This window comes from Pseudomonas sp. 273, assembly GCF_029201425.1.
In the GTDB taxonomy this organism is placed as follows: Bacteria; Pseudomonadota; Gammaproteobacteria; order Pseudomonadales; family Pseudomonadaceae; genus Pseudomonas; species Pseudomonas delhiensis.
This window is the reverse complement of record NZ_CP116775.1, coordinates 1,020,925-1,042,781: the sequence shown is the minus strand read 5'-3', so window position 1 is coordinate 1,042,781 and position 21,857 is coordinate 1,020,925. Positions and strand designations below refer to the sequence as shown.

38 protein-coding genes are annotated in these 21,857 nt (G+C 61.2%); 33 read left to right on the top strand and 5 right to left on the bottom strand.

All coding sequences use genetic code 11. The features are described from left to right. The first annotated feature begins 35 nt into the window (after positions 1-35). From PKO50_RS04980 to PKO50_RS04965, 4 genes are all read left to right on the top strand, one after another. Complete coding sequence (locus PKO50_RS04980) at positions 36-224, top strand: hypothetical protein (RefSeq protein ID WP_275628994.1); 189 nt, start codon at positions 36-38, stop codon at positions 222-224. Positions 225-274: 50 nt separating this feature from the next. Then, complete coding sequence (locus PKO50_RS04975; protein WP_058071194.1) at positions 275-541, top strand: hypothetical protein; 267 nt, start codon at positions 275-277, stop codon at positions 539-541. Positions 542-608: 67 nt separating this feature from the next. After that, a complete protein-coding gene (locus PKO50_RS04970; RefSeq protein ID WP_058071195.1) occupies positions 609-1,511 on the top strand; it encodes a hypothetical protein in 903 nt (300 codons plus the stop codon). A 178-nt stretch (positions 1,512-1,689) separates the two neighbouring features. Continuing rightward, entirely contained in the window at positions 1,690-1,935 is a 246-nt protein-coding gene (locus tag PKO50_RS04965) for a hypothetical protein (protein ID WP_275628993.1), read from the top strand. Between the two features lie 17 nt (positions 1,936-1,952). Here the strand turns inward: PKO50_RS04965 and PKO50_RS04960 are convergent, their stop codons facing one another. From PKO50_RS04960 to PKO50_RS04945, 4 genes are all read right to left on the bottom strand, one after another. Further along, on the bottom strand, positions 1,953-2,363 hold the full coding sequence (locus tag PKO50_RS04960; RefSeq protein ID WP_275628992.1) for a hypothetical protein: 411 nt from the start codon (positions 2,361-2,363) through the stop codon (positions 1,953-1,955). Then, positions 2,360-2,824 (bottom strand): ImmA/IrrE family metallo-endopeptidase, encoded by a 465-nt coding sequence (locus PKO50_RS04955; protein ID WP_275628991.1) that lies wholly within the window; start codon positions 2,822-2,824, stop codon positions 2,360-2,362. Before PKO50_RS04955 ends, PKO50_RS04960 begins: the two co-directional genes overlap by 4 nt. A gap of 113 nt (positions 2,825-2,937) precedes the next feature. Beyond that, positions 2,938-3,171 carry a hypothetical protein gene (locus PKO50_RS04950; RefSeq protein WP_275628990.1) on the bottom strand — a complete coding sequence of 78 codons (234 nt, stop codon included), beginning with the start codon at positions 3,169-3,171 and terminating at the stop codon, positions 2,938-2,940. 44 nt (positions 3,172-3,215) lie between these two features. Further along, positions 3,216-3,452 carry a hypothetical protein gene (locus PKO50_RS04945; protein ID WP_275628989.1) on the bottom strand — a complete coding sequence of 79 codons (237 nt, stop codon included), beginning with the start codon at positions 3,450-3,452 and terminating at the stop codon, positions 3,216-3,218. 242 nt (positions 3,453-3,694) lie between these two features. On the opposite strand from PKO50_RS04945, the gene PKO50_RS04940 reads away from it, so the two are divergent. Both PKO50_RS04940 and PKO50_RS04935 read left to right on the top strand, forming a co-directional pair. Beyond that, on the top strand, positions 3,695-4,237 hold the full coding sequence (locus tag PKO50_RS04940; RefSeq protein ID WP_275628988.1) for a hypothetical protein: 543 nt from the start codon (positions 3,695-3,697) through the stop codon (positions 4,235-4,237). Between the two features lie 8 nt (positions 4,238-4,245). Further along, complete coding sequence (locus tag PKO50_RS04935) at positions 4,246-4,686, top strand: type II toxin-antitoxin system YafO family toxin (protein ID WP_275628987.1); 441 nt, start codon at positions 4,246-4,248, stop codon at positions 4,684-4,686. Positions 4,687-4,769: 83 nt separating this feature from the next. On the opposite strand, the gene PKO50_RS04930 is transcribed toward PKO50_RS04935, so the two are convergent. Then, positions 4,770-5,399 (bottom strand): hypothetical protein, encoded by a 630-nt coding sequence (locus PKO50_RS04930; RefSeq protein ID WP_275628986.1) that lies wholly within the window; start codon positions 5,397-5,399, stop codon positions 4,770-4,772. Positions 5,400-5,997: 598 nt separating this feature from the next. Between PKO50_RS04930 and PKO50_RS04925 the strand changes: the two genes are divergently transcribed. The 27 genes from PKO50_RS04925 (at position 5,998) to mutS (ending at position 21,792) form a co-directional block, all read left to right on the top strand. After that, positions 5,998-6,204, top strand: a complete 207-nt coding sequence (locus PKO50_RS04925; protein WP_275628985.1) for a hypothetical protein — start codon at positions 5,998-6,000, stop codon at positions 6,202-6,204. Positions 6,205-6,406: 202 nt separating this feature from the next. Continuing rightward, entirely contained in the window at positions 6,407-6,733 is a 327-nt protein-coding gene (locus PKO50_RS04920) for a hypothetical protein (protein WP_275628984.1), read from the top strand. Positions 6,734-6,767: 34 nt separating this feature from the next. Beyond that, positions 6,768-7,025 (top strand): hypothetical protein, encoded by a 258-nt coding sequence (locus tag PKO50_RS04915; protein ID WP_275628983.1) that lies wholly within the window; start codon positions 6,768-6,770, stop codon positions 7,023-7,025. Between the two features lie 141 nt (positions 7,026-7,166). Further along, a complete protein-coding gene (locus PKO50_RS04910; protein WP_275628982.1) occupies positions 7,167-8,174 on the top strand; it encodes a hypothetical protein in 1,008 nt (335 codons plus the stop codon). Between the two features lie 96 nt (positions 8,175-8,270). Beyond that, positions 8,271-8,597 (top strand): hypothetical protein, encoded by a 327-nt coding sequence (locus tag PKO50_RS04905; protein WP_275628981.1) that lies wholly within the window; start codon positions 8,271-8,273, stop codon positions 8,595-8,597. Next, positions 8,594-8,773: a hypothetical protein gene (locus PKO50_RS04900; RefSeq protein ID WP_275628980.1), complete on the top strand. Its 180-nt coding sequence runs from the start codon at positions 8,594-8,596 to the stop codon at positions 8,771-8,773. The genes PKO50_RS04905 and PKO50_RS04900 overlap by 4 nt, the downstream gene beginning before the upstream one ends. Further along, entirely contained in the window at positions 8,770-9,147 is a 378-nt protein-coding gene (locus tag PKO50_RS04895) for a hypothetical protein (protein WP_275628979.1), read from the top strand. The genes PKO50_RS04900 and PKO50_RS04895 overlap by 4 nt, the downstream gene beginning before the upstream one ends. 106 nt (positions 9,148-9,253) lie before the next feature. Then, on the top strand, positions 9,254-9,409 hold the full coding sequence (locus PKO50_RS04890) for a hypothetical protein (protein ID WP_275628978.1): 156 nt from the start codon (positions 9,254-9,256) through the stop codon (positions 9,407-9,409). A 165-nt stretch (positions 9,410-9,574) separates the two neighbouring features. Beyond that, on the top strand, positions 9,575-10,033 hold the full coding sequence (locus PKO50_RS04885; protein WP_009616744.1) for an HNH endonuclease signature motif containing protein: 459 nt from the start codon (positions 9,575-9,577) through the stop codon (positions 10,031-10,033). Next, positions 10,030-10,818: a phage recombination protein Bet gene (gene bet / locus PKO50_RS04880; RefSeq protein WP_275628977.1), complete on the top strand. Its 789-nt coding sequence runs from the start codon at positions 10,030-10,032 to the stop codon at positions 10,816-10,818. The genes PKO50_RS04885 and bet overlap by 4 nt, the downstream gene beginning before the upstream one ends. Positions 10,819-10,820: 2 nt before the next feature. Continuing rightward, positions 10,821-12,404: a YqaJ viral recombinase family protein gene (locus PKO50_RS04875; protein WP_275628976.1), complete on the top strand. Its 1,584-nt coding sequence runs from the start codon at positions 10,821-10,823 to the stop codon at positions 12,402-12,404. Next, positions 12,401-12,943, top strand: a complete 543-nt coding sequence (locus tag PKO50_RS04870; protein WP_275628975.1) for a hypothetical protein — start codon at positions 12,401-12,403, stop codon at positions 12,941-12,943. The genes PKO50_RS04875 and PKO50_RS04870 overlap by 4 nt, the downstream gene beginning before the upstream one ends. Then, positions 12,940-13,188 carry a hypothetical protein gene (locus PKO50_RS04865; protein WP_275628974.1) on the top strand — a complete coding sequence of 83 codons (249 nt, stop codon included), beginning with the start codon at positions 12,940-12,942 and terminating at the stop codon, positions 13,186-13,188. The genes PKO50_RS04870 and PKO50_RS04865 overlap by 4 nt, the downstream gene beginning before the upstream one ends. A 75-nt stretch (positions 13,189-13,263) precedes the next feature. Further along, a complete protein-coding gene (locus PKO50_RS04860) occupies positions 13,264-13,977 on the top strand; it encodes a DNA cytosine methyltransferase (protein ID WP_275628973.1) in 714 nt (237 codons plus the stop codon). A gap of 57 nt (positions 13,978-14,034) precedes the next feature. Next, positions 14,035-14,253, top strand: coding sequence for a hypothetical protein (locus PKO50_RS04855; protein ID WP_275628972.1), 219 nt, complete (start codon positions 14,035-14,037; stop codon positions 14,251-14,253). Beyond that, positions 14,250-15,170: a hypothetical protein gene (locus tag PKO50_RS04850; protein WP_275628971.1), complete on the top strand. Its 921-nt coding sequence runs from the start codon at positions 14,250-14,252 to the stop codon at positions 15,168-15,170. Before PKO50_RS04855 ends, PKO50_RS04850 begins: the two co-directional genes overlap by 4 nt. Further along, the gene (locus PKO50_RS04845; RefSeq protein WP_275628970.1) at positions 15,170-15,394 is read left to right on the top strand and encodes a hypothetical protein; all 225 of its coding nucleotides are present in this window, start codon (positions 15,170-15,172) and stop codon (positions 15,392-15,394) included. Before PKO50_RS04850 ends, PKO50_RS04845 begins: the two co-directional genes overlap by 1 nt. Next, positions 15,391-15,612 (top strand): hypothetical protein, encoded by a 222-nt coding sequence (locus tag PKO50_RS04840; RefSeq protein ID WP_275628969.1) that lies wholly within the window; start codon positions 15,391-15,393, stop codon positions 15,610-15,612. Before PKO50_RS04845 ends, PKO50_RS04840 begins: the two co-directional genes overlap by 4 nt. After that, positions 15,612-16,226 (top strand): hypothetical protein, encoded by a 615-nt coding sequence (locus PKO50_RS04835; RefSeq protein WP_275628968.1) that lies wholly within the window; start codon positions 15,612-15,614, stop codon positions 16,224-16,226. The genes PKO50_RS04840 and PKO50_RS04835 overlap by 1 nt, the downstream gene beginning before the upstream one ends. Then, on the top strand, positions 16,219-16,500 hold the full coding sequence (locus tag PKO50_RS04830; RefSeq protein WP_275628967.1) for a hypothetical protein: 282 nt from the start codon (positions 16,219-16,221) through the stop codon (positions 16,498-16,500). The genes PKO50_RS04835 and PKO50_RS04830 overlap by 8 nt, the downstream gene beginning before the upstream one ends. A 40-nt stretch (positions 16,501-16,540) precedes the next feature. Next, positions 16,541-16,984, top strand: coding sequence for a hypothetical protein (locus tag PKO50_RS04825; protein WP_237759474.1), 444 nt, complete (start codon positions 16,541-16,543; stop codon positions 16,982-16,984). Continuing rightward, a complete protein-coding gene (locus tag PKO50_RS04820) occupies positions 16,977-17,246 on the top strand; it encodes a hypothetical protein (RefSeq protein WP_003158880.1) in 270 nt (89 codons plus the stop codon). Before PKO50_RS04825 ends, PKO50_RS04820 begins: the two co-directional genes overlap by 8 nt. Beyond that, a complete protein-coding gene (locus PKO50_RS04815) occupies positions 17,243-17,770 on the top strand; it encodes a hypothetical protein (RefSeq protein ID WP_275628966.1) in 528 nt (175 codons plus the stop codon). The genes PKO50_RS04820 and PKO50_RS04815 overlap by 4 nt, the downstream gene beginning before the upstream one ends. Continuing rightward, the gene (locus PKO50_RS04810) at positions 17,767-17,931 is read left to right on the top strand and encodes a hypothetical protein (protein WP_153899563.1); all 165 of its coding nucleotides are present in this window, start codon (positions 17,767-17,769) and stop codon (positions 17,929-17,931) included. The genes PKO50_RS04815 and PKO50_RS04810 overlap by 4 nt, the downstream gene beginning before the upstream one ends. Before the next feature lie 46 nt (positions 17,932-17,977). Continuing rightward, on the top strand, positions 17,978-18,181 hold the full coding sequence (locus PKO50_RS04805; protein WP_109933395.1) for a DUF4224 domain-containing protein: 204 nt from the start codon (positions 17,978-17,980) through the stop codon (positions 18,179-18,181). 10 nt (positions 18,182-18,191) lie between these two features. After that, complete coding sequence (locus PKO50_RS04800; RefSeq protein ID WP_275628965.1) at positions 18,192-19,172, top strand: tyrosine-type recombinase/integrase; 981 nt, start codon at positions 18,192-18,194, stop codon at positions 19,170-19,172. Between the two features lie 19 nt (positions 19,173-19,191). Next, positions 19,192-21,792, top strand: coding sequence for a DNA mismatch repair protein MutS (mutS, locus tag PKO50_RS04795; RefSeq protein WP_177412036.1), 2,601 nt, complete (start codon positions 19,192-19,194; stop codon positions 21,790-21,792). Positions 21,793-21,857 lie beyond the last annotated feature (65 nt).

The window sequence follows — 21,857 nt, the reverse complement described above, 5'->3', positions numbered from 1 at the left end:
CGCGGCGGGGATTTGTAGACAGACAAGGAGTGGCAATGGACTGGCTGAAAGTCGTTCTCTGGGCAATCTACTGGATCGGCAACGTCGGCACCTTCATCAAGCTGACGTTCTTCGACGACTACCACTACAACTGGTGGAATTGGATGATTGCTCTGCCTGTGAATGAATTTCTATCTGGCATCTGGCCGCTCTACTGGGCTGTCCTCCGGCCACTCTTCTCGTGAGCTATAGGCAGATCATGGGGAACTGATTAGTCACACTGGAGGCCTTGTCTATGTCGACCTTTGCGCTGATCGTCGCATCATTCCTTGATCCGGTTGCCTGGGTGATCGGTATCGTGATCGGCGTGATTTTCAGGAAAGCATGGCTTGCTGCCCTGATTTCAGCGGTGGCGATTTTCGGCGTGTCTCTTTTCCTGCTTCGCAACCCCAGTGACGACGCACTCATCATGAAGCTCATCAGCGGAGCCATCATGGGGCTGGTTGGTTGGTGGTTCCGCAAGTGGTTCTCTGCGCCGGCAAAAGCGAAGGACGATAGCTAAGGCAGATCGTGGGGGAGTGATGGATGCAGACCGCCAGGATAATTGCATGTAAAACAAGGAGTTAAGCATGAAAGGTGTGCCAATGCCCGCCAGCCAAATGCCGCTGGCCATCGACAAACAGGCCGAAGTGAATGGGATTGGGATGGGCGTCCTTTCGGATGGCACGCCATTCCTCAATGGGAGGGGCTTAGCTCGTCTTTGCGGCGTTCACCACAAGGTGATTCAGGACGTCGCAGCGAACTGGGATACCAACAAGCCTGCCATCGCTAGGATTCAGGAGATCCTTGGCACGCATGGTCTCTACTACGAGCGCCCATATACCGCTGTGACTGATAGCTCTGGCGCCTTCAATGCCTATCCGGACGGCGTTTGCTTGGCGATTCTGGAGTACTACGCATTCGATGCGGGGCAGAATCGGAAAGAAGAAGCGCTGATGAATTTCCGCCTTCTGGCCGGGAAGGCGCTCCGAGACTTCATTTACGCTCAGGTCGGATACGATCCTGACAACCACGTACCATCCCAGTGGAAGCAATTCCATGACCGGATGTCCCTGGTGTACAACGCAGCTCCGGCCGGGTACTTCGGCGTCTTCAAAGAGATCGCCGACATGGTGGTGCATCTCGGGCAGAGCGGGCTCCATATCGACAGCAGCTTCGTTCCGGACATCAGCGTCGGCCAGCACTGGGCCAGGCACTGGAACGACTCAGGCCTTGAGCAGACCTTCGGCCCACGCATCAAGTACGCCCACAACTATCCGGAATACTTCCCTCAGGCGCTCTCGAATCCACAGGAATCCAATTGCTATCCGGAGTCTGCCCTGGGCGAATTCAGAAGATGGTTCCGGGAAGTCTATGTGGGGGCCGGGAAGTTTGAGACCTACCTGAAAGGAAAGGTGAAGGACAAGGCGCTGCCTGTATCCTTCGCGCAGATTGCCATCTCTTCATACAAAGAGCCGCCTCAGCTTCAGTAAGATCTGAGCCCCGCACCCGCGGGGCTTTTCGTTTCTGCCCCTTGACCGTCCTACTCGTTTTGGTAAATTTTCCCTGCCCTGGAGCTGGGAAGACAGCAGCTATCAGGACAAGGCCGCGCCATTGAGTGCGGCCTTTTCGTTTCCGGCCTAAGCTGAGTCCTCCGCTCTGGAGGTTACCATGGCCGACTCCCCTCCCCTCCCCTCCCCTCCCCTCCCCTCCCCTCTCCCTGCCCTGCTCTACCGCCTCAACCTGAACATCAACGCCATTGGCTCGGCTGTCGAAGAGCTGGCGATCTGGGTTGAGCAACGAGGCTCGACCGAGACCTTCGATGCCGTGAAGCTCCACCTGGAGACGCTGATCGAGAACGCGGACTTCATTTCGGAGGCGCTGGTGGAGCTGATCGCGCGCGAAGAAGAGAGATAGCAAAGCCCCGCTGCGGGCTACTGCTTTTGGTCCTTCATGATGTCGAGAAGGTCCTTTGCCGTTTGCATGCTCAATGGCAGCGGCGAGTCCTGCCCCTCTGATGCTTTCTCCCGATGGTGGAAGTAACGCATCAAAGCTATGAGCAGGACCGTTGGTATAGATGCCAAAGCCAGAATGATAGGAATGTCAGTGGCTGCATGGGACTTAAAACTGAGCACGACATACCACTTCCCAAAGACGAAGCGACCATTACCGAGAAAGATGAACCCAACCAGCATAAGGTAGAAAAACCCAACCAATTGCATGGCTCGCCGGGCCAGCTTCTGCTCCCATTCGAAGCGCCAAATCTCCTTTCTCAGATAGTTCTGAAGGATTCTTGGATCTACGGAGCTTTCGCCTTCGGCCAATCCCTGGTCGTCGTTGCTCATAGGATGCCGAGGTTTCTCAGGCGATATTCCATTGCGGCGGTCGAAACACCGAAGGTAGCGGCCAGCTTTTTAAGATCGGCAACTTTCTCTTCGAAAATCATGTGCTTCACCAAGGCGGCAGGCATCAGAAGCGATGCAGCAAAGCGGTTTGCCGCAACCTCTCTAGGGTCGCGCACGCTAGCGCTCATCTGCTTGTCGGTATCACGTGGGGCGTCAACATCGCCATTTATGTGATGCCCGATCTCATGAGCTACCGTGAAGCGACGGCGTACTGTGGAATCAGCAGGATTGTAGGTAATCAGCGGATCACCATCGCGATAGCTGTAATGGCCGCTTTCGCGGTCAAGCGGCGAACCTGCCTGAACCTCAATGCCCATCCTCTCGGCAATGGCGATGGGGTCGACTGGAAGCTTGAAGTCCCAATGAGCCTTCAGGACGTCAAGCGCGGTGCTGTATCTCATGCGTCCCTCCTCTCTCTATGGATGATGACAAGCTTTTGGCGGCGACATTATGCTTGCACCGCCATAATAGTCAATTTGGGCGCAATTGGCATTGTTTGCAAGGGCAGTATGAGTCAGAACTGCTCGACGTCCAGCAGCGCCCAGGGCCGCAGCCCCTGCGCCTTGGCCTGCTTCTCGGCCGCCAATATTGCCTCGGTCCGGCTGATGCTCCGCGAGCGGTGCTCGAAGCGGAACGCCGGGCCGCTGGCTTCCCTCACGCTCAAGACCACCAAGTAGCCGCCAACCGGCCTGCTGGCGTCCTTTGTCGTCTTCTTTCTCGCCGGGACTATGCCCAGGGCTTCGCGCATCTGTAGTTCGAGGTCTTCAGTAGATGACATGGCTGTTTCTCGCCTCAGCGCCCCACTTCCCTCTTGACCATCTCCCGATACTGCTCGGGCTGTAGGGCCTCGATCTGCTCTGCGGCCCACTCCCGCCACTTCCCCTTCCGCCGATCCTTCTCGCCCAGGATGCGCGCGGCCTCTCCCTTCGCTCTGTCCAGGTTCTGCTGCCAGTAGGCGAACAACTCCGACTTCTCGTCTTCCATCGCCCGGCGTTCGTCCATCGGTAGGTTTGCAAGGTTGTAGCTCATAAGCCCTCCGGTTTGAGGGAGGGATTGTACCTGATGGGGTGAGGATGCCTGACGACGAATCCGGCCACCCCGGGCGGGCTTCTCGTTTCTAGGCCAAGGTGTTGGGCCAGGTTCCGATCCAGTAACCATGCGGGTTATAGCTGAATTTAATCTGCAGTTCGGGCCAGGTAGCCCAGGCCTCGCATTGAGTTGTAGTGCCACTAGATATATGCTTTGGCTCGTAGTTTGCTCGGGAGAGCCGCATGGCCCGCACGAAGGTTCCTTTCTCCAAGGTGGCGATGCTCAGCCTGGCGCTGAGCGTTTCGACCTCGTGCGCCCAATTGGCAGCTGCAACCCCCCAATTGGACAGCCAGAAGGCCGGCAGGCAACACCAGCAGCAGGAACTTGCCCAGAAGGCCAAGATTCGCGAACGCATTAAGCGCGCCATGGCCGCTCTCGGCCAACTTCGCGACACCCTTGAGGCTTCCTGCAAGATCATGCTGGAGCAGAAGGTGCCTGACTCGTTGATCAATGAACAGCCCTTCACCGAGATCGTGCAGACCTTGCGCCAGCTCGAAGAAGCCGTACCTGCGGACAGCGCACTGTCCAGCCTGCCAGTAATCGGCGAAGAGTACGACGCCCTGCGCCGCAATCTGGCTAAGGTTCGCGCAATGGCCGTGCAGAACGAGATTCTCTTCAAGCAGCAAATCACCATTCCTGAAGTCTTCCAGAGTGACGTAAGCGGTGAAGGACTCAAATCTCTGGCCGACCTCGGTACCGAACGCCTGCATCGCCTGGTGAGCTGATCACCAGGATGGCGGTGATTGTCGAGTTCAATCCAGAAACCTACGCCGAGCTCTTCCAGGACGTCCTGAAGGATTTTCCTTCTCTCCTTGATGGCCTCTGCCGCGACTTTGCCCGCTACATCGAATCTGATCGTCTCTGGCTGCCACCCTATTTCGGGCGCGATGTGCCATATGTCGTGCCGCAGGAGGCTTATCGCGCCGGCCTGATGCACATCCACATCGCTATTCCGCCCACGGTATTCCCGGTCAACCGACCTCAGCGTGACAGAACCTGCCCGAACGGTGCTCCGCAACAGGACGCCGCCCTGGTTTACGTCCAGGGGCTATTCGAGGAAAACCGCTACTCCCTGCTTGCCCTCCTTCACCCTGACGCCCATGGCAAGGCTCGCCAGCGCGAGATGATGACCTGCCTTGCTCGTGTCGCAAGCCGATTCCGCGATAAATACTGATCCACCCCTCCCCGCCTGATGCCGAATCCTGAGCCCGCCCCGCTGCCCGATCTAGAACGGCGCCTCCTCATGCAGGTGCTCGGTCACCAGTCCAACAGCTCCGGCATCGCCCATTCCTTTCGAGCAGGATCTGCGGATACCTGAATCCAGCCATCCTTGATCTCGTGCACGGTAAGTCGCTCCCCACGCTTAGTCTCTCGGACTACCGCTGCGGTCAGGTCCGGAGAATCGCGTAGTGGAACAGCGGACTTAAGCGGGGCAGATTGCTGTCCAACCTGTAGATCCATCCTGTTTCCTTTCGCCGCTGGATACTCCTTCAGCTTCGGCTCGCTGGATTGGCTATTTCCGTACCTAGCCAGGTTACCTGTTCTGAGATCGTTCTCTAGTTTTTCGCAGGCACCGTAGACGATCTGCCACTCTTGGCTTCCTTTAGGCCATCGATCCAGGTCCTTATGGCAAAGCTCAATCGCTGCTCGCGCCCGGCTACGAGCAGCCCCCTCTGGCGTTGAGTTGATATATGCACCGTAGCCGAGGAACACCGCTCCCCCGACCAGCACGATAGCCACTGTCCATCCCAAAGGCCCAATTCCCCCTTTAGCTGGAACCCTGACTGAAGGACTGGCGCTCAGCATCGAGCCGCAGTGTTTGCACTTGATAGCTTCGGCCTTGATCGCCTCAGCGCAGAACGGGCACTTCTTCTCGTCGTTTTCCATGGCAATTCGCCTCCATCTTTAGCGGCGGATTCTAACCGCCAACGCCGCTCATGACACAGACCTGCATCGACTTGCAGGAGCTTTCGACTTCTTGCGAGAAATTTATAGGAGTTCCTATTGACTCGTAAAATAGGAACTCCTATATTCACCTCACACCAACGCAATCCACCGCGCTGGCAAGGCAGAGATGCCTCGGCGAAGCCGGAACGCTCTTTTCACAATTCGGGAACCCATGCCGGCCTCTGGTAGCCGGCCAGGCTCAAAGCTGACGCGCTGCATCTGGAATCGCGCGCCGAGGGTCTGCACTGCTAACGCTCCCTGCCGGAGCCCTTGAGAACGGGGATCAGTACCGGCACAGCGGACAGGCGCCGAAAGCGCTTGCAGTGAGAACAGAAATCATCGCCCAGGCACAGGTGGCGGGTAACGGTGCCCAGGAAAGACGACTGCAGCGTGCGGCATGCCGGCGCCACGGTTAACACGACACCAGAAGCACCACCCGCGGGTTGTAGAAGCCCAGTTAGGCGAACGCGGAGAACACCGATTTCCTCGATGCCATCCAGAGGGTGGCATCTGGGAAACCAACCAGGAGTAACGTTAGATGGCCAAGTTCAACGTCGATGGACACCTGAGCAACGGCGAGCGCCTTGACTGGCTCGCACTGCCGGAAGACGGCGAAACACCGGAAGACGTACTGATCAAAGTACGTCAGGCCGCCATGAAGAAGTTCGGCGACCTCATCTGGTTCAAACGCTGGGACCACGTAGTCGCCAGCAACGGCTACATCACCGTGCGGATGCATGCGTGATGTACCAGTTCTTCAAGCCTATGCGGGGCTGCCGCATCTTCGCCAGTGAGCAGCACATGACCAAGCCAGCGGGCGAGCTGATCGGCCGGAACGCGAACACCGGTTAGCTGCCAGCGGATCGCGCCGCAACAGATACGGCGGTTAGAGGCGCATAAGCCTCTCGGTCCGCTCCCCCATGGCTCCGCACAGTCAGGAGAAAGAGATGAGCAAGCACCGTCCCGGTCCTTGGATTCTTTCCGAGGCCAGTGTTCTGCGCTACGGCGACACCAAAGAAACCCAGATCTGCGAGATCTTCTGCAACCAGAACAACAAGCTGATCGCGGAGATTCCCGACTACTGCTACCACGCGGACGATGCTGAGCAAGACATGGCTGATGCTCGCCTAATTGCTGCGGCTCCCGATCTTCTCTCGGCTCTCGAACTGGTCATTAGCGAAGAAGCTCCGGCTTATCACGACTGTATCGATAACGGCGAGCAGGAATGCGCGTGGTGTATTGCTCGCGCTGCAATCGACAAGGCCACCACCTAACCGCGCCCTTGCGCATACACACACTGGAGACGAGATGAGCGATTGGCAACCGATTGAAACGGCGCCGAAGGATGGGACAGAGATTCTAGTTTGGCACCAACACCGCGGTCAGTTCATTGCCAGTTACACGTCGGCAGACGCATTTCACCTGACTCAGGCAGAGATTGATTCCATGGACGAAGAGACACTCTTCTCCGAGTCCTGGTTCACTCAATGGCCTGACGCAAATCGCTTGGAAGGCAGTGAAGTTCCAACCAAGTGGATGCATCTGCCGGATGATCCAGCCGACTGACTTCCCCGGCAAGGACGCCACCTCTTAGCCCGCTTCATGCGGGCTTCTTTTCGCCCTCTTTCGCATGCCGACGCATCGCCGGCAGCCGAAAGCGCGCACCAGCCCTCGGCCAAGGGCATCCGCACTCAAAAGGAACGCACCATGACCCGCAAGAAAAAGACCGAGGCTGCTGAAGAGATCGTCACCGCCTACAAGGGCTTCAAACAAGACCTGACCTGCCGGGGCTACCAGTTCGAGATCGGCGGCACCTACAAGCACGAAGGGGATGTCGAGGCATGTGCCTCCGGCTTCCACGCCTGCGAGTATCCGCTGGATGTGCTGGGCTACTACCACCCTGTAGGTAGCCGCTTCGCGCTGGTCGAGCAGTCCGGCGACCTGAGTCGCCACGACGGCGATTCGAAGGTCGCCAGCCGCAAGATATCCATCAAGGCCGAGTTGACCATCGCGGGCCTGGTGAAGGCGGCCATCGAGTACACTACCAGCCGCTGTACGCCAGTTGATCCTGAGTCGCCAGCGTCGAGCACCGGCGACTACGGCGCGGCGTCGAGCACCGGCGACCAGGGCGCGGCGTCGAGCACCGGCGACTACGGCGCGGCGTCGAGCACCGGCTACCAGGGCGCGGCGTCGAGCACCGGCTACCAGGGCGCGGCGTCGAGCACCGGCGACCAGGGCGCGGCGTCGAGCACCGGCTACCAGGGCGCGGCGTCGAGCACCGGCGACCAGGGCGCGGCGTCGAGCACCGGCGACCAGGGCGCGGCGTCGAGCACCGGCGACTACGGCGCGGCGTCGAGCACCGGCTACCAGGGCGCGGCGTCGAGCACCGGCTACCAGGGCGCGGCGTCGAGCACCGGCTACCAGGGCGCGGCGTCGAGCACCGGCGACCAGGGCGCGGCGTCGAGCACCGGCTACCAGGGCGCGGCGTCGAGCACCGGCCGGCACTCGGTGGCTCTGGCCACCGGCATCGAAGGCAAAGCCAGGGCATCCGCCGGCAGCGCCATCGTTCTCTGTTACCGCGACACCGATGCGTGGGACGATGACTACGCCCGAATCGTACACATCAAGGCAGCCATCGCCGGACAGGACGGCATCAAGCCGGACACCTGGTACCAGCTGAATTCCGAAGGCGAGTTCGTCGAAGTCGACGAATGACCAGAACAGCGAACGAGTCGAGGGGCTAGCGCAGCCAGACCTGACACATCCGGGGAAGTGCCCGGCGTTCGCCCTAATTTCTCCCAGGAGGAAGCCATGAACGCAGTCCAGCACTTCAAGGCGGAGGAAGAAGACTCGCTCCGCCGCGAATACCTCACCGAACAGGTGGCACAACTGCTCAAGGGCAACGACGCCGACAACGTCCTGTTCTTCACCAAGACGCGACCGAATGTCGTCCAGGGCTTCGCTGATGCGGTCATGGAACTGCTGGGAGAACTCGGCGGTCGAGAATGTCCAGTGGTGCAAATCCTCATCGCCCTGGAACAGGAAAACCAAGAGCTTGCATCGGCCATCTACCACGCCAGGCTTCGCGAACACATCGTCGCCCTGGCCGAGCAGATCATCATGGAGCGTGCAGCATGAGGTACTACGTCGAACTGACCTACCCGAAAACGCTACGACTGCCGGTGTACGGAATAACCCTGGAAGCTGTCAGCAAGTCCCAGGCGATCACCGAGGCGACCATTGAAGCGGCCCGCGATGGTTACCGTGGTTCGCCGAAGAAGGTAACCGCGCGTCAGGTGCAGGAGGCGTCATGAACATGGAAAACTGGCGTCACAAGGATGAATGGAAGCGCGAAGGCAAAGGGTTTTGCGTTGTTGTGAGTAGGCATCTTTCTGGCATCACCAACGAAAACCGTTGGTGCGTCTACCTGTACATCTACCAGGATCACCCGAGCTTCCAGCACTTCAAGCCGGAGAGCGATATGTTTGAGCAGCCCAGCTTCGTATGCCACAGCTACGTGAGCCTGTTCCGCGTCCATAGGCGAGACGACGGCAGCATCGGCAGCTTTCAGCTTGGCTGGGACTATAGCCATGACGGCGACTACCGATTCTCGGAATACGCCACGCCAAGCGAAGCATCCGAAGTCTTCTGGGACGCCAACCGTCTGTTCGAGGAGGCAAGCGAATGACCATCACTATCGACCTTACCAAGGCCGCCAAGACCATCATCTTCGGCGGCCTTTTTCTTGGCAGCGTTCTGGCCTTCGCCTGGGCTTTTGTGGGGATGGTGACGCCATGATGAAGAAAGCCCTCCGCAACGGCCTGATCCTCGCCATCGTTTCCATGTTGCTGTTCTTCAAGGCCATCGAGTTCGCTGACTCCATCACGGGGCGGTACAGCATCGAGTCGCCTCAGTACCCAATCACGCACCCGAGCGCAGCGGGCCGGTAAACCGGATATCTGCGACTGGATCAGCCGGATAGTGCCAGGTGTGAAAAACCCCGGCAGCCAAGGCTCGGAGCGCCCTGCTATACGCCCGAGCGACCTGGCCGAGTGGCGCCGTAAGCGCCTCCCCCTTCCCTCTACCAGCTGCGCGCCGCGCGGCAAGGACTCATCGTGAACGCAATCACAATCCGCGCTGAGTGCATCGAACACGCCGGCGGGAAGATGCGAACGGGCTACGGTCGCACCCAGTACAAGGGGCGCCAAATCCTTGCGCATCGACTCGCCTATTGCATGGCATCCGGAATCGAGCCGGAACAAATCAAGGGAGTCGTGATTCGGCACAAGTGCGACAACCCTTCCTGTGTCAATCCGGATCACCTCGAGCCGGGGACGACTCAGGAAAACATGAACGATATGACCGATAGAGGTCGCCGAGTGCGTGGCGAACTTGTCGGCAACTCCAAGCTAACCGAAGAACAGATCAATGCGATTCGCGACGCCTACCGCCCGCGATCCAAGGATGCCAATCAGTACGCCCTGGCAAGGCAGCACGGTGTCACCCAATCACTCATCAGCATGATCCTAAACGGGAAACGCTGGGAGCATTTGAACCACGAGGCCAAAGCATGACCACTGCACTTACTACCCTCACGCAGAAGCTGGCCGACCGCCTCGATATGGGCGACGGATCACAGCTAATCGAAACCCTAAAGGCCACAGCCTTCAAAGGGCAGGTCACCGACGCGCAGATGACTGCCCTGATGGTGGTAGCCAACCAATATGGCCTGAACCCATGGACGAAGGAGATCTATGCCTTCCCTGACAAGCAGAACGGCATCGTTCCGGTGGTTGGCGTGGATGGCTGGTCGCGCATCATCAACGAGCACCCACAGTTCGATGGCATGGAATTTCGGCAGTCAGACAGCATGGTAACAATGGAAGGCGCTAAGAACCCGGCGCCCGAGTGGATGGAGTGCGTTATCTATCGCAAGGATCGAAGCCGCCCGATCACCATCCGCGAGTACCTGGACGAGGTGTACCGCGCGCCATTCAAGAAAGACAACGGCTACCAGGTAGACGGCCCCTGGCAGACACATACCAAACGCTTCATGCGCCACAAGACAATGATCCAGGCGGCTCGCCTGGCTTTCGGTTACACCGGCATCTTCGACCAGGATGAAGCCGAACGTATCGTTGGCGAGAAGGACATCACGCCTCTGTCGCCGAAGTTGGAGCAGGACAAACCGGCCTACACCGACGAACAGCTGGCCGAGAACCTGCCGAAATGGCGCCAAGCCATCGAGCAGAGCAAGACGTCGCCCGACCACCTGATCAACACCATCAGCAGCAAATACGTCCTGAGCGATGAGCAGGTCGCCCAGATCAAGGCGCTCGATCCCATCGAAGGAGAATGATCATGCAGATCCACAACGTCACCCAGGGCGCGCCGGAGTGGCACGCCCTGCGAGCCAACTACTTCACTGCCTCCGAGGCGCCGGCGATGATGGGCGCCTCGAAGTACCAGTCGCGCAGCGACCTGCTGAAGCAGAAGAGGACCGGCATCGTACCGGAAGTCAGCGAGTCCCAGCAGCGACTGTTCGACCGCGGCCACGAGACCGAGGCTCTGGCCCGCGCGATCATTGAGGCCCAGATCGGCGAAGACCTGTTCCCGGTTGTGGCCACTGAGGGCAACCTGCTCGCCAGCGTGGACGGCATGGACTCGCTCGGCACCGTGGTGTTCGAGCACAAGCTGTGGAACGAAGGCTTGGCCGAGAAAGTGCGCGCCGGAGACCTGGAGCCGCACTACTACTGGCAGCTGGAACAGCAGTTGCTGGTCACCGGAGCTGAGCGTGCGATCTTCGTCTGCTCCGACGGCTCCGAGGACAACATGGTTCAGATGGAATACCGCCCGGTGGCCGGGCGCCGTGAGCAACTGCTGGCTGGCTGGGCACAGTTCGAGCAGGACCTGGCCGAGTTCTCCCCGCAGGAAGCCAAGGTAGAAGCCGTTGGCCGTGCCCCCGGCGCTCTGCCAGCGCTGCGCATCGAAGTCACCGGTATGGTCACCGCCAGCAACCTCGATGCCTTCAAGGAACACGCCCTGGCGATCTTCAAGGGCATCAACACCGAGCTGCAGACCGACCAGGACTTTGCCAACGCCGAGCAGACGGTGAAATGGTGCGGCGACGTCGAGGAACGCCTGGCAGCCGCCAAGCAGCATGCGCTGAGCCAGACCGAGAGCATCGACGCCCTCTTCCGCGCCATCGACGAGATTTCCGCCGAGGCCCGCGCCAAGCGCCTGGAACTCGACAAGCTGGTGAAAACTCGGAAGGAGAAAATCCGCACCGACATCGTCACCAAGGCCGGCACCGCATTGCGTGAGCACATCGCGCAGATCAACGAGACGCTGGGCAGCCGAGTCGTGATGCCGGCAATCACTGCTGACTTCGCCGGCGCCATCAAGGGCAAGAAGACCGTCGCCAGCCTGCAGGACGCTGCAAACACCGAGCTGGCCAGGGCGAAGATCGAAGCCAGCCAGGTGGCCGACGGCATCCGCGCCAATCTGCGCAGCTTCGACGAACTGGCCGGGGATCATGCATCCCTGTTCGCCGACCTGCAGCAACTGGTACTGAAGCCCAGTGATGACCTGGTGGCGACAGTAAAGTCTAGGATCACTGAGCACGAAGCCGAGCAGAAGCGCCTGGAAGAGAAGCGCGCTGCGACAGTAACGCAGCCTGCTGCCGAGCCAGTGCCGCAGCGCCAGACGGTGCCGGTGGCCGTAGTTACGCCGACGGAGGACGACGGCCAGCGCATCAAGCTGGGCGACATCAACAACCGCCTAGGCTTCGCGCTGACTGCCGACTTCCTTCGCTCCATCGGCTTTGAGCCAGCCGGCCGCGAGCGTGCAGCGGTGCTGTACCGCGCCGCCGACTTCCAGCGTATTTGTGCAGCGCTGATCGCCCACATCCAGCAGGCACAGGCCGGGCAGCAGGTCGCAGCATGAGCATGATCCCCATCGACTACCGCACCCGCCATCCTCTGGAAGATCGGCGGGAGCAACTGGCCGGCCAGGTTGAGCAGTACCTGGCCGGAGGTGGACACATCACCGAACTCCCAGGCTTCGTCGAGCGCATCCCCTTCCCGTCACGGCAGGTTGTCACGGCTACTCCGAAACCTCCGCGCCGCCGGGAAGCGCCCAAGAAGCACCGCATCACCATCGAGGAAGAGGCGAGGCTGATCGAACTGATCAAGGTGGCCGCCGAACTCGGCCAGTCCAGAACCCAGGCCAGAGAAACCGCCGGCATCGGCAAGATGCTGTTCATGGCCCTGTGCTTCGAGAACAACATCGTCTTCCCGGATGTCGCCGAACTGGCCAAGTCGAAGTCGGACAAGATGGCCGAGGCGCGTCGAGCACTGGCGCCCAAGATCGAAGCCTACGCCCATCTCGGGGTTGCGACCTGTGCTATCCGCTGCGGCGTCAGCGAGACCACGGTGCGCAAGATCGCCCGCGAGTTCGGCATCACGCTTGGGGTGTCGCAATGACCGCCAAGACCGCCGCCCAGCGCCAAGCCGAAAAGAGGGAGCGGGACAGGATGAAGGAGGAGGAGCGTCTTGCTCGCCTCCTCTCCCGCCGCATCAGCCTGGACCTCTACAAGTCCACGGACATGGCGCTGATTCGCACCATGGCACGGCTTGGTATCGACGAGCCGCAGGACGTGATCCAACGCCTCATCCATGGCGCAGATCGCCTCGACGACGAGTCCCTGGCCGAGTTGACCAGCTACTAGTCACGCCGCCATGTCACACACCAATTTCGCCATCCGCTGCACTCGCGGCGCGGCGGCGCTCTACCTGGAGAAACCATGAATGAGCTGGCACTTTTCGCGGGCGCTGGTGGGGGAATTCTCGCCGGCAAGTTGCTTGGCTGGCGAACCATGTGTGCCGTGGAAATCAATCCCTACCGCGCGCGCCGACTCATGCAGCGCCAAAATGAAGGACACCTTCCACCATTCCCCATCTGGGACGATGTTCGTTCCTTCGACGGACGCCCATGGCACGGCCTTGTTGACCTGGTATCGGCAGGGTTTCCCTGCACGGACATCAGCCGCGCCGGGACAAAGGAAGGGATCGAGGGAGAGGCCAGCGGGCTATGGGTGGAAGTACCCCGCATCCTTCGCGAGGTACAGCCCCGATTCGCGTTCCTGGAAAACGCGGCAGAGCTGCCTCATCGAGGGCTTGGCAGAGTTCTCGGGGACCTGGCCGAACTGGGGTTCGATGCGCGATGGTGTGTGCTCGGATCTGACGACATCGGCGCCGACCACTTCCGCAAGCGGACGTGGATCCTGGCCGACTCCATGCCATGGCTCCAGCCACTGGGGCGGAACCTTCCAGGAGGTGGGCGGCAGCAAGAACAAATTGCGTGGAACGCCCATCGGCAAGCTGTATGTGAACCCGGATTTCTGGGAAAGCCTGATGGGATGGCCGATCGGATGGACCGGAACCGCGCCATTGGAGACGGCCAAGACCCGCGCGTGGCTGCTGCAGCATTCTCGATGCTTTCTGAAGGCTGGCTCTGAGGCCGCCTGACCTACCCCACTCCCTGCCATTGCGCCACTACGGCACGAGGTTACCCCATGCCCCTCGACGAATCCGCGGCTCAGCACCGAATCGCTGAGCTTTGCGCTAACCCGCACGCGCATTACCAGGCCCAGTTGGAGGAAGCCCTGTTCCATCAGCAGGCCCTCGACCTGATCCGACGCCTGAAATCCCACCTCACCAACGGAATCGGCGGCCAGCAGCTGAGCACAGAGGCTGCTGAGTTCATCGCCAAGCATACGAGGACGAAACCATGACCATGGCAATGGAACTGATCCGACACATCGCCGGCCTCTACAGCGGCAAGGCGATCAAGGGTGACTTCACCCAGGTCTACATCACTGGGAACGAAATCTGGATGGCACAGCAGGTTCTTGCGGAGCAGGCTGAGGGCGCGCAGGAGCGGGAGGCGCTTCCGCACTGGCCGCCCTGCAATCCTGCCTGCGATCCAGAACTTAATGGGTTCCGTGATCGGAGGTGCAGCTGCGCACAAGCCCGCGCCGCCCTGGCGCAACCCTCCCTGGCATGGGACGAAGTTGTCGTAACCCTGAACGACTCCGGCGCCATCCTTGCCGTCACTCGCCAGGATGCAGAAGGGCGCGTGCTGAATGTTTTAGCCGAGGCGCAACCCTCCCCGGCGCCGGAACTTCCGACTGAGGACGAACTTGAAGCAGCCGGACTTGGCTACCCGCTCGCCAAGGAAGAGGCGGTCAAGCTCTGGTACGCCGGTTTCCGCTCTGAGGTGATCACCGTGCTGGAAGCGTGGGAAGCCATCGGCCACGACATCGGTATGAACCCGGACAAAGGCGAACTGCTCGCATCACTGCGCTACATGCTGGAGAAGTGCGAAGCGCATGACGCCGCCCAGGCCAGGCTCGCCGAGTTGGAGGGGCAGGAGCCGGTGGCTTGGGTAGAAGTCATTGACAGGGACTATGGCCCCTACAATTTCCATGGGAAAAGACTTCTTCCGAAAGGTAAAAATCAGCTCTACGCCGCCACGCCCGCCCAGGCTCAGCACAGCGTGCCGGAGGGTTATGCCCTGATCCCGGTTCGCGAGACGGAGGCAATGCATGATGCCGTGATGGCGCTGCTGTACAAGGGCGTCGCCCGCACCGATACGCAGAAGTTGCTGGATGCGTACATAGCCGCCGCGCCCGGCAAGGAGGGGGTGTGATGGCCTTCGTCGAAGTCAGCAAAGCCGAGTTCTTCGGCATCATCGGCCCGCGCAATGTACATCCCAGTCCTGAGCGTGATTGCTCGATATGGGAGGACGTGAGCACGCGGGAGGTAATTGGCCGCACTGAGCCGGGGTATCTGCGCCGCCTTGGCAGGCCGGATAGGTACTGGGTTTCCGATAAGTACGCAGCGCGCCGGCCGGCGCAGGGAGGTGCTGAATGATCCGCATAGCCTGCACCGCCATCGCTGGCCGCATCATGGCCGGTCGCGTGAACAGGGCCGGCGACTCGTTCACTGGCACACCGAAGGACGTCACCAGCGACGTACTGAAGGCTGTGATCGACAAGCTCAAGCACCACGGCGGCAGCTTCGATATCACCTGCGATGGCGCAGTTGTCGCCACGCTGCGGCTGGAAGAGCCAGATCAGGGAGGTGCTTAATGCCCAACTACAAAGCCGCATTCGAGTCTGCATCGCTCGACCTGAGCGCGATCATGTCTCTGCTCGGCTTCACCAGCTACCCCGGCGTCGATCCGATGCTTCGAGCCATCACCGACCTGGTGCTGGCCAAGGCCGAGGCCCAGGCGCTCAGGGATCAGGTCAAAGCCTTGCAGTCCGACGCCAACAGCTACCAGTCCGGCTACGACGAAGGGCGCCGTATGGGCGCCAAGCACCGGCAGAGCGAGGTCGAGCAGCTGACGCGCAAGGTTGAAGACCTGCGCGCAAGGGTGGTTGTTGTGCCGGATCGATTCGCGCCTCCGACCTATGCGCATCACTCACTTAAGGATCAAGCCGAAGGCTGGAACGACTGCCTCGACGAACTAGCGCGCCTCAACGGCAAGGTGGTGAGCGAGAGGCTGTTGCGCAAGTGGCTCGAACTGATGGAGCACGGGGATTTCAGTGAAGGCCATTGCATGTGCGGATCGGCGGTCGATTCCCACGGCATCGGCGACGGTCATGCGCCTGTTGATGCTGGTGAATACTACGCCGGGCAAGTGATGGAAGAACTGCGTACTCTGCTCAGCGAGGGGAAGCAGGGAGACGGCCATGCCTGAACTTAAGCCTCATTCCTGGGCGCAGAGTGGAAACCCGACATCAACGATCCTGAATCGAATCAGGGAGCACAACATCGAGTTCGGCGGATCTCCGGCCAGGGTTGCGCATAGCTACGATGTGCCGCTCTACAAAATCCCCGCCGACCAGGTGCTGGTGCCAATCGAGCTATTGAAGCGCTTGCAGGATCACATCGAGTACGACGCGATTGGATCACCAAGTGCATCCATTGCATCCGATCTTGCCGACGAACTCCGCGCCCTTCTCCAGCCGTAACCCTTCCCCTTAACCGCACACCCATATGGGAGGCATTACCGTGCCTGACATTCAAGCAACCTACATCGAAGTGAGCGCCGAAGTGCGCTATTGGGAAGACGCCAAGATCAACGGGCAGGAGGACAGTGACGGCTCTCTGGTGCCGTTCCGTCGTGACGACCTCTGGTGTCCAGTGATCCGCCTGGAAGATGGCATGGTGATGGACTGGCCGGCCGGCATGATCGCCGACATCCACTACAAGGTCTGCGATGCCGGTCAGTATTGGCTGCTCGATGACAACCGGCAACGTGTCGCCCAGTGGGCCGGCTACTACGTACCGGACGACTTCCTCTGCCCGACCGAGAACGGCTATGGCGACTACATCATCTTCAAGGTGGGCGTCGATGGCCTGATCAAGAGTTGGAGCAAGCCCGAGATCGAATGGGGCGGCCGCGAGGATGATCAGGAAGGCTGGAAGCGCCTTGAGGAGAACGACCGTGCCTGACGAAATTTCCTATGAATCCGAACTGGCCAGCAAGTGCCAGGGTGCCGCCCAGTGCCTTAGCTACAACGGCCCGAAGCATGAGGCCGAGGCGAAGCACGTCCTGCATGAAGCATCGCACGCGCTCGACAAACATGCTGTGCGCGTGTCCGAGGACTTCCCTGGTCTTCTGATAACCAATGCTCGCGGCGAGTCTCGGTATATGACATGGCGTGAGCGTCTGGCCCGCTGGCTGCTCAAGGGTGCCCTGGAGATTCGGCCATGACCGACATCACCAAGCTGAAGGAACTGGCGGAACGGGCTTCTGCACTGCATGGAACCCCCAGTCTCGAACACTCTGCGGCCATCACTGAGTTCCGCAGCGCCGCCAACCTCCAGGCCATCCTCGGGCTGATTTCCGAGGTAGAGCGGCTGCGAAGGCTTGAAGTGCGACAGCAAGAAATAGCCGAGCACTACAAGAAGTGGTTCAAGGAGATCGTTTACGAGTCGTTCGATGAATGGCTGAAGGACGATGCCACTCACTGGATCGGCGAGCAAGACGCTGCGCTTCAGGCATGGCAGTACCTGCACGAGAACAAGATATGGCTCATGAAGGAGCGGATTGAGCAGATGCAGGTTGCGCTCCAGGCCGTGCATGCAGAAGTGGACGGAAACATCCGCCCTCTCACCCGCGACCTCGTGAACATGGTCAGCGGCGTGAAGAATGGCAGCCACCCGAACGACATCTACGACCACTGCGACGAGATCGACAGGATTATCGACGCAGCCCTGGAAGGAGGCGGGAAATGAGCGACCCACCGTGCCCTCCAGACCGCCACGTCTGGACCTTCACGACACCCCTGCACATCCGCTGCAGCAAGTGCGGCGCCATCGGCCAGCGCTGGCCTTCCCGGGCTGAGCGCGCCGAGTTCATCCGCGGTCGCTGGTTCTACCTGCAGCCGAAGTTCTGATCACCATTCCACCATCGCCGCACCAGCGGCGCGATGAGGTATTGCCATGTTCATGACACCTGAAGAGGTGGCCGACCTGACAGGACGCACCCGTGCCAGCGCGCAAATTCGCTGGCTCGACGAGCATCGTTTCGGCTACGTGGTCGGCGCCGATGGTCGCCCCAAGGTTCTGCGGGAGGTTGTGCTTTCCCGACTAGGATCAAATCAGCAGCAGAAGAAAGAGCCGCGCCTGCGCTTGACGGGCTCGTGAGGAGGGAGGCATGCGCCCGAGAAAGAAGGACCGGCACTTGCCGCAATGCATGTACCACAAGCACGGGGCCTACTACCTGGTGCGAAAAGGAAAGTGGTTGCGCCTAGGCGAGGACTACCAGGAATCGCTTCTGGAGTATGCCCGCAAAATGTCGCAGGCAACTCAGGGAGGCATGCCGGACCTGATCGACCGAGCCATGAAGTACCACTTCAAAAAGAAGAAGCTGGCGGCCAACACCGTGCTGCAGTATGAAGCGGCGGCGGAGCGCCTGAAGGATATCTTCGCCGAGTTCAACCCGAAGCAGGTCATGCCGAAGCACATCGCGGCGGTGAAGGCGGACCTGGTAGACACGCCAAACATGTGTAACCGGATTCTGTCCGTTGCCCGGATCATCTTCGGCTATGGGCTGGAGTGGCAGGAGGTGGACTCGAACCCCTGCGTTGGGGTTAGCCGCCACGAGGAGGGAAGGCGCGATCGCTACATCACGGACGGGGAGTTCGCGGCTTTGCTCAATGCGGCCAGCCCTTACATCAGGTGCATCCTCGAAATGGCTTACCTGACCGGCCAGCGCATCAGCGACGTGCTGTCCATCCACCTGAGTGACATCTCCCCGGATGGCGTGGCGTTCACCCAGCAGAAGACTGGCGCCAAGCTCATAGTGGCCATGACGCCAGACCTCGAAGAGGTGATTGCTCGGGCAAAGGCGCTGCCACGAAAGGTCCGCACCCTCACGCTGTTCTGCTCGCGCGCCGGCAAGCCCGTCAGCTACGCCACGGTGAAGATGGCCTTCAGAGTGCTGCGCGAGAGGACGGGTATCACCGACGTTACCATCCACGACATCAGGGCGAAGTCCTTGACGGATGCCGACAAGGAAGGCAAGAACGCCCAAACCCTTGGCGGCCATTCCGATCCTAAGATGACTGCGCGATACCTCCGCGGGCGGTTGCCGAAGATCGCTCAGGCCCCGACAATGCCCATCAAAGTGCGCTGAGTATTAGACAAATACCCCTATGTCAAAAAGACAGACCTTCCCGGAGCCCAATGGCGATGGGCTTGCGGCTCACACCCCGATGATGCAACAGTACTGGAAGCTGAAGAGACAGCACCCGGAACAACTGCTGTTCTACCGCATGGGCGACTTCTACGAGCTGTTCTACGAGGACGCGAAGAAGGCCGCCAAGCTGCTCGACATCACCCTCACCACCCGCGGCCAGTCCGCCGGCACGCCGATTCCCATGGCCGGCATCCCCTTCCACGCCGTGGAGGGCTACCTGGCCAAGCTGGTCAAGCTGGGCGAGTCGGTGGCCATCTGCGAACAGATCGGCGACCCGGCCACCAGCAAGGGCCCGGTGGAACGCCAGGTGGTGCGCATCATCACCCCCGGTACGGTCAGCGACGAGGCGCTGCTCGACGAGCGCCGCGACAACCTGCTGGCCGCCCTGCTCGGCGACGAGCGGTTGTTCGGCCTGGCGGTGCTGGACATCACCAGCGGCCGCTTCAGCGTCCAGGAAATCCGCGGCTGGGAAACCCTGCTGGCCGAGCTGGAGCGCCTGAACCCCGCGGAACTGCTGATCCCCGACGACTGGCCCGCCGGCCTGCCGGCGGAGAAGCGCCGTGGCGTGCGGCGCCGCGCGCCCTGGGACTTCGACCGCGACTCGGCGTTCAAGAGCCTCTGCCAGCAGTTCGCCACCCAGGACCTGAAGGGCTTCGGCTGCCAGGACCTGACCCTGGCCATCGGCGCCGCCGGCTGCCTGCTGGCCTACGCCAAGGAAACCCAGCGCACCGCCCTGCCGCACCTGCGCAGCCTGCGCCACGAGCGCCTGGACGACACCGTCATCCTCGACGGCGCCAGCCGCCGCAACCTGGAGCTGGACACCAACCTCTCCGGCGGCCGCGACAACACCCTGCAATCGGTGGTGGACCGTTGCCAGACCGCCATGGGCAGCCGCCTGCTGACCCGCTGGCTGAACCGCCCGCTGCGCGACCGCGCCGTGCTGGAGGCGCGCCAGGAGTCGATCGCCTGCCTGCTGGAACGCTACCGCTTCGAGACCCTGCAGCCACAGCTGAAGGAAATCGGTGACGTCGAGCGCATCCTCGCCCGTATCGGTCTGCGCAACGCCCGCCCGCGCGACCTGGCGCGCCTGCGCGACGCCCTGGCCGCCCTGCCGGAGCTGCAGCGCGGCATGACCGAGCTGGAGGCCCCGCACCTGGGCGAGCTGGCCGCGAGCATCCGCACCTACCCGGAACTGGCCGAGCTGCTGGCCCGGGCGATCATCGACAACCCGCCGGCGGTGATCCGCGACGGCGGCGTCATCAAGCGCGGCTACGATGCCGAGCTGGACGAGCTGCAGACCCTCAGCGAGAACGCCGGCCAGTACCTGATGGACCTGGAGATCCGCGAGAAGGAACGTACCGGGCTGTCGGGCCTGAAGGTCGGCTACAACCGCATCCACGGCTACTACATCGAGCTGCCGCGCATGCAGGCCGAGCAGGCGCCGGCCGACTACCAGCGGCGGCAGACGCTGAAAGGCGCCGAACGCTTCATCACCCCGGAGCTGAAGGCCTTCGAGGACAAGGCGCTGTCCGCCCAGAGCCGCGCCCTGGCGCGGGAGAAGCAGCTCTACGAGGAACTGGTGGAACTGCTGATCGCCCAGTTGGCGCCGCTGCAGGACACCGCCGCCGCCCTGGCCGAACTGGACGTGCTGGCCAACCTGGCCGAGCGCGCGCTGAACCTCGACCTGAACCGCCCGCGCTTCGTCGAGGAGTCGGGCATCCTCATCGAGCAGGGCCGCCACCCGGTGGTGGAGCAGGTGCTGGAAACGCCCTTCGTGGCCAACGACCTGAAGCTCGACGAAGACACCCGCATGCTGGTGATCACCGGTCCGAACATGGGCGGTAAATCCACCTATATGCGGCAAACGGCACTGATTGTGCTGCTAGCGCATATCGGCAGCTTCGTCCCGGCGGCGCGCTGCGAGCTGTCGCTGGTGGATCGCATCTTCACCCGTATCGGCTCCTCCGACGACCTCGCCGGCGGCCGTTCCACCTTCATGGTGGAAATGAGCGAAACCGCCAACATCCTGCACAACGCCACCGACCGCAGCCTGGTGCTGATGGACGAAGTGGGCCGCGGCACCAGCACCTTCGACGGCCTGTCGCTGGCCTGGTCGGCCGCCGAGCACCTGGCGCACCTGCGCGCCTTCACCCTGTTCGCCACCCACTACTTCGAGCTGACAGTGCTGCCGGAGAGCGAGCCGGTGGTGGCCAACGTGCACCTGAACGCCACCGAGCACAACGAGCGCATCGTCTTCCTGCACCACGTGCTGCCCGGCCCGGCGAGCCAGAGCTACGGCCTGGCGGTGGCGCAGCTGGCCGGCGTGCCCGGCCCGGTGATCCTGCGCGCCCGCGAGCACCTGGCACGCCTGGAGACCACCAGCCTGCCCCATGAGGCCCCCCGCCAGGAGGCCGGCAAGCCCACCGCGCCGATGCAGAGCGACCTGTTCGCCAGCCTGCCGCACCCGCTGATCGACGAGCTCGCACGCCTCAAACCCGATGACCTGAGCCCACGCCAGGCGCTCGATTTGTTATATGCATGGAAGACGCGAATCTGACGGATAGCGGAACAAGCTGCTAGAATCGCGCGCGCTTAGCCGCCCGCCTGAGGAGAGAACTAGAA

Excerpts from the sequence above, each read along its gene's own strand:
- PKO50_RS04980 (WP_275628994.1), top strand. The coding sequence starts at position 36 with ATGGACTGGCTGAAAGTCGTTCTCTGGGCAATCTACTGGATCGGCAAC.
- PKO50_RS04975 (WP_058071194.1), top strand. The coding sequence starts at position 275 with ATGTCGACCTTTGCGCTGATCGTCGCATCATTCCTTGATCCGGTTGCC.
- PKO50_RS04970 (WP_058071195.1), top strand. The coding sequence starts at position 609 with ATGAAAGGTGTGCCAATGCCCGCCAGCCAAATGCCGCTGGCCATCGAC.
- PKO50_RS04965 (WP_275628993.1), top strand. The coding sequence starts at position 1,690 with ATGGCCGACTCCCCTCCCCTCCCCTCCCCTCCCCTCCCCTCCCCTCTC.
- PKO50_RS04960 (WP_275628992.1), bottom strand. The coding sequence starts at position 2,363 with ATGAGCAACGACGACCAGGGATTGGCCGAAGGCGAAAGCTCCGTAGAT.
- PKO50_RS04955 (WP_275628991.1), bottom strand. The coding sequence starts at position 2,824 with ATGAGATACAGCACCGCGCTTGACGTCCTGAAGGCTCATTGGGACTTC.
- PKO50_RS04950 (WP_275628990.1), bottom strand. The coding sequence starts at position 3,171 with ATGCGCGAAGCCCTGGGCATAGTCCCGGCGAGAAAGAAGACGACAAAG.
- PKO50_RS04945 (WP_275628989.1), bottom strand. The coding sequence starts at position 3,452 with ATGAGCTACAACCTTGCAAACCTACCGATGGACGAACGCCGGGCGATG.
- PKO50_RS04940 (WP_275628988.1), top strand. The coding sequence starts at position 3,695 with ATGGCCCGCACGAAGGTTCCTTTCTCCAAGGTGGCGATGCTCAGCCTG.
- PKO50_RS04935 (WP_275628987.1), top strand. The coding sequence starts at position 4,246 with ATGGCGGTGATTGTCGAGTTCAATCCAGAAACCTACGCCGAGCTCTTC.
- PKO50_RS04930 (WP_275628986.1), bottom strand. The coding sequence starts at position 5,399 with ATGGAAAACGACGAGAAGAAGTGCCCGTTCTGCGCTGAGGCGATCAAG.
- PKO50_RS04925 (WP_275628985.1), top strand. The coding sequence starts at position 5,998 with ATGGCCAAGTTCAACGTCGATGGACACCTGAGCAACGGCGAGCGCCTT.
- PKO50_RS04920 (WP_275628984.1), top strand. The coding sequence starts at position 6,407 with ATGAGCAAGCACCGTCCCGGTCCTTGGATTCTTTCCGAGGCCAGTGTT.
- PKO50_RS04915 (WP_275628983.1), top strand. The coding sequence starts at position 6,768 with ATGAGCGATTGGCAACCGATTGAAACGGCGCCGAAGGATGGGACAGAG.
- PKO50_RS04910 (WP_275628982.1), top strand. The coding sequence starts at position 7,167 with ATGACCCGCAAGAAAAAGACCGAGGCTGCTGAAGAGATCGTCACCGCC.
- PKO50_RS04905 (WP_275628981.1), top strand. The coding sequence starts at position 8,271 with ATGAACGCAGTCCAGCACTTCAAGGCGGAGGAAGAAGACTCGCTCCGC.
- PKO50_RS04900 (WP_275628980.1), top strand. The coding sequence starts at position 8,594 with ATGAGGTACTACGTCGAACTGACCTACCCGAAAACGCTACGACTGCCG.
- PKO50_RS04895 (WP_275628979.1), top strand. The coding sequence starts at position 8,770 with ATGAACATGGAAAACTGGCGTCACAAGGATGAATGGAAGCGCGAAGGC.
- PKO50_RS04890 (WP_275628978.1), top strand. The coding sequence starts at position 9,254 with ATGATGAAGAAAGCCCTCCGCAACGGCCTGATCCTCGCCATCGTTTCC.
- bet (WP_275628977.1), top strand. The coding sequence starts at position 10,030 with ATGACCACTGCACTTACTACCCTCACGCAGAAGCTGGCCGACCGCCTC.
- PKO50_RS04875 (WP_275628976.1), top strand. The coding sequence starts at position 10,821 with ATGCAGATCCACAACGTCACCCAGGGCGCGCCGGAGTGGCACGCCCTG.
- PKO50_RS04870 (WP_275628975.1), top strand. The coding sequence starts at position 12,401 with ATGAGCATGATCCCCATCGACTACCGCACCCGCCATCCTCTGGAAGAT.
- PKO50_RS04865 (WP_275628974.1), top strand. The coding sequence starts at position 12,940 with ATGACCGCCAAGACCGCCGCCCAGCGCCAAGCCGAAAAGAGGGAGCGG.
- PKO50_RS04860 (WP_275628973.1), top strand. The coding sequence starts at position 13,264 with ATGAATGAGCTGGCACTTTTCGCGGGCGCTGGTGGGGGAATTCTCGCC.
- PKO50_RS04855 (WP_275628972.1), top strand. The coding sequence starts at position 14,035 with ATGCCCCTCGACGAATCCGCGGCTCAGCACCGAATCGCTGAGCTTTGC.
- PKO50_RS04850 (WP_275628971.1), top strand. The coding sequence starts at position 14,250 with ATGACCATGGCAATGGAACTGATCCGACACATCGCCGGCCTCTACAGC.
- PKO50_RS04845 (WP_275628970.1), top strand. The coding sequence starts at position 15,170 with ATGGCCTTCGTCGAAGTCAGCAAAGCCGAGTTCTTCGGCATCATCGGC.
- PKO50_RS04840 (WP_275628969.1), top strand. The coding sequence starts at position 15,391 with ATGATCCGCATAGCCTGCACCGCCATCGCTGGCCGCATCATGGCCGGT.
- PKO50_RS04835 (WP_275628968.1), top strand. The coding sequence starts at position 15,612 with ATGCCCAACTACAAAGCCGCATTCGAGTCTGCATCGCTCGACCTGAGC.
- PKO50_RS04830 (WP_275628967.1), top strand. The coding sequence starts at position 16,219 with ATGCCTGAACTTAAGCCTCATTCCTGGGCGCAGAGTGGAAACCCGACA.
- PKO50_RS04815 (WP_275628966.1), top strand. The coding sequence starts at position 17,243 with ATGACCGACATCACCAAGCTGAAGGAACTGGCGGAACGGGCTTCTGCA.
- PKO50_RS04810 (WP_153899563.1), top strand. The coding sequence starts at position 17,767 with ATGAGCGACCCACCGTGCCCTCCAGACCGCCACGTCTGGACCTTCACG.
- PKO50_RS04805 (WP_109933395.1), top strand. The coding sequence starts at position 17,978 with ATGTTCATGACACCTGAAGAGGTGGCCGACCTGACAGGACGCACCCGT.
- PKO50_RS04800 (WP_275628965.1), top strand. The coding sequence starts at position 18,192 with ATGCGCCCGAGAAAGAAGGACCGGCACTTGCCGCAATGCATGTACCAC.
- mutS (WP_177412036.1), top strand. The coding sequence starts at position 19,192 with ATGTCAAAAAGACAGACCTTCCCGGAGCCCAATGGCGATGGGCTTGCG.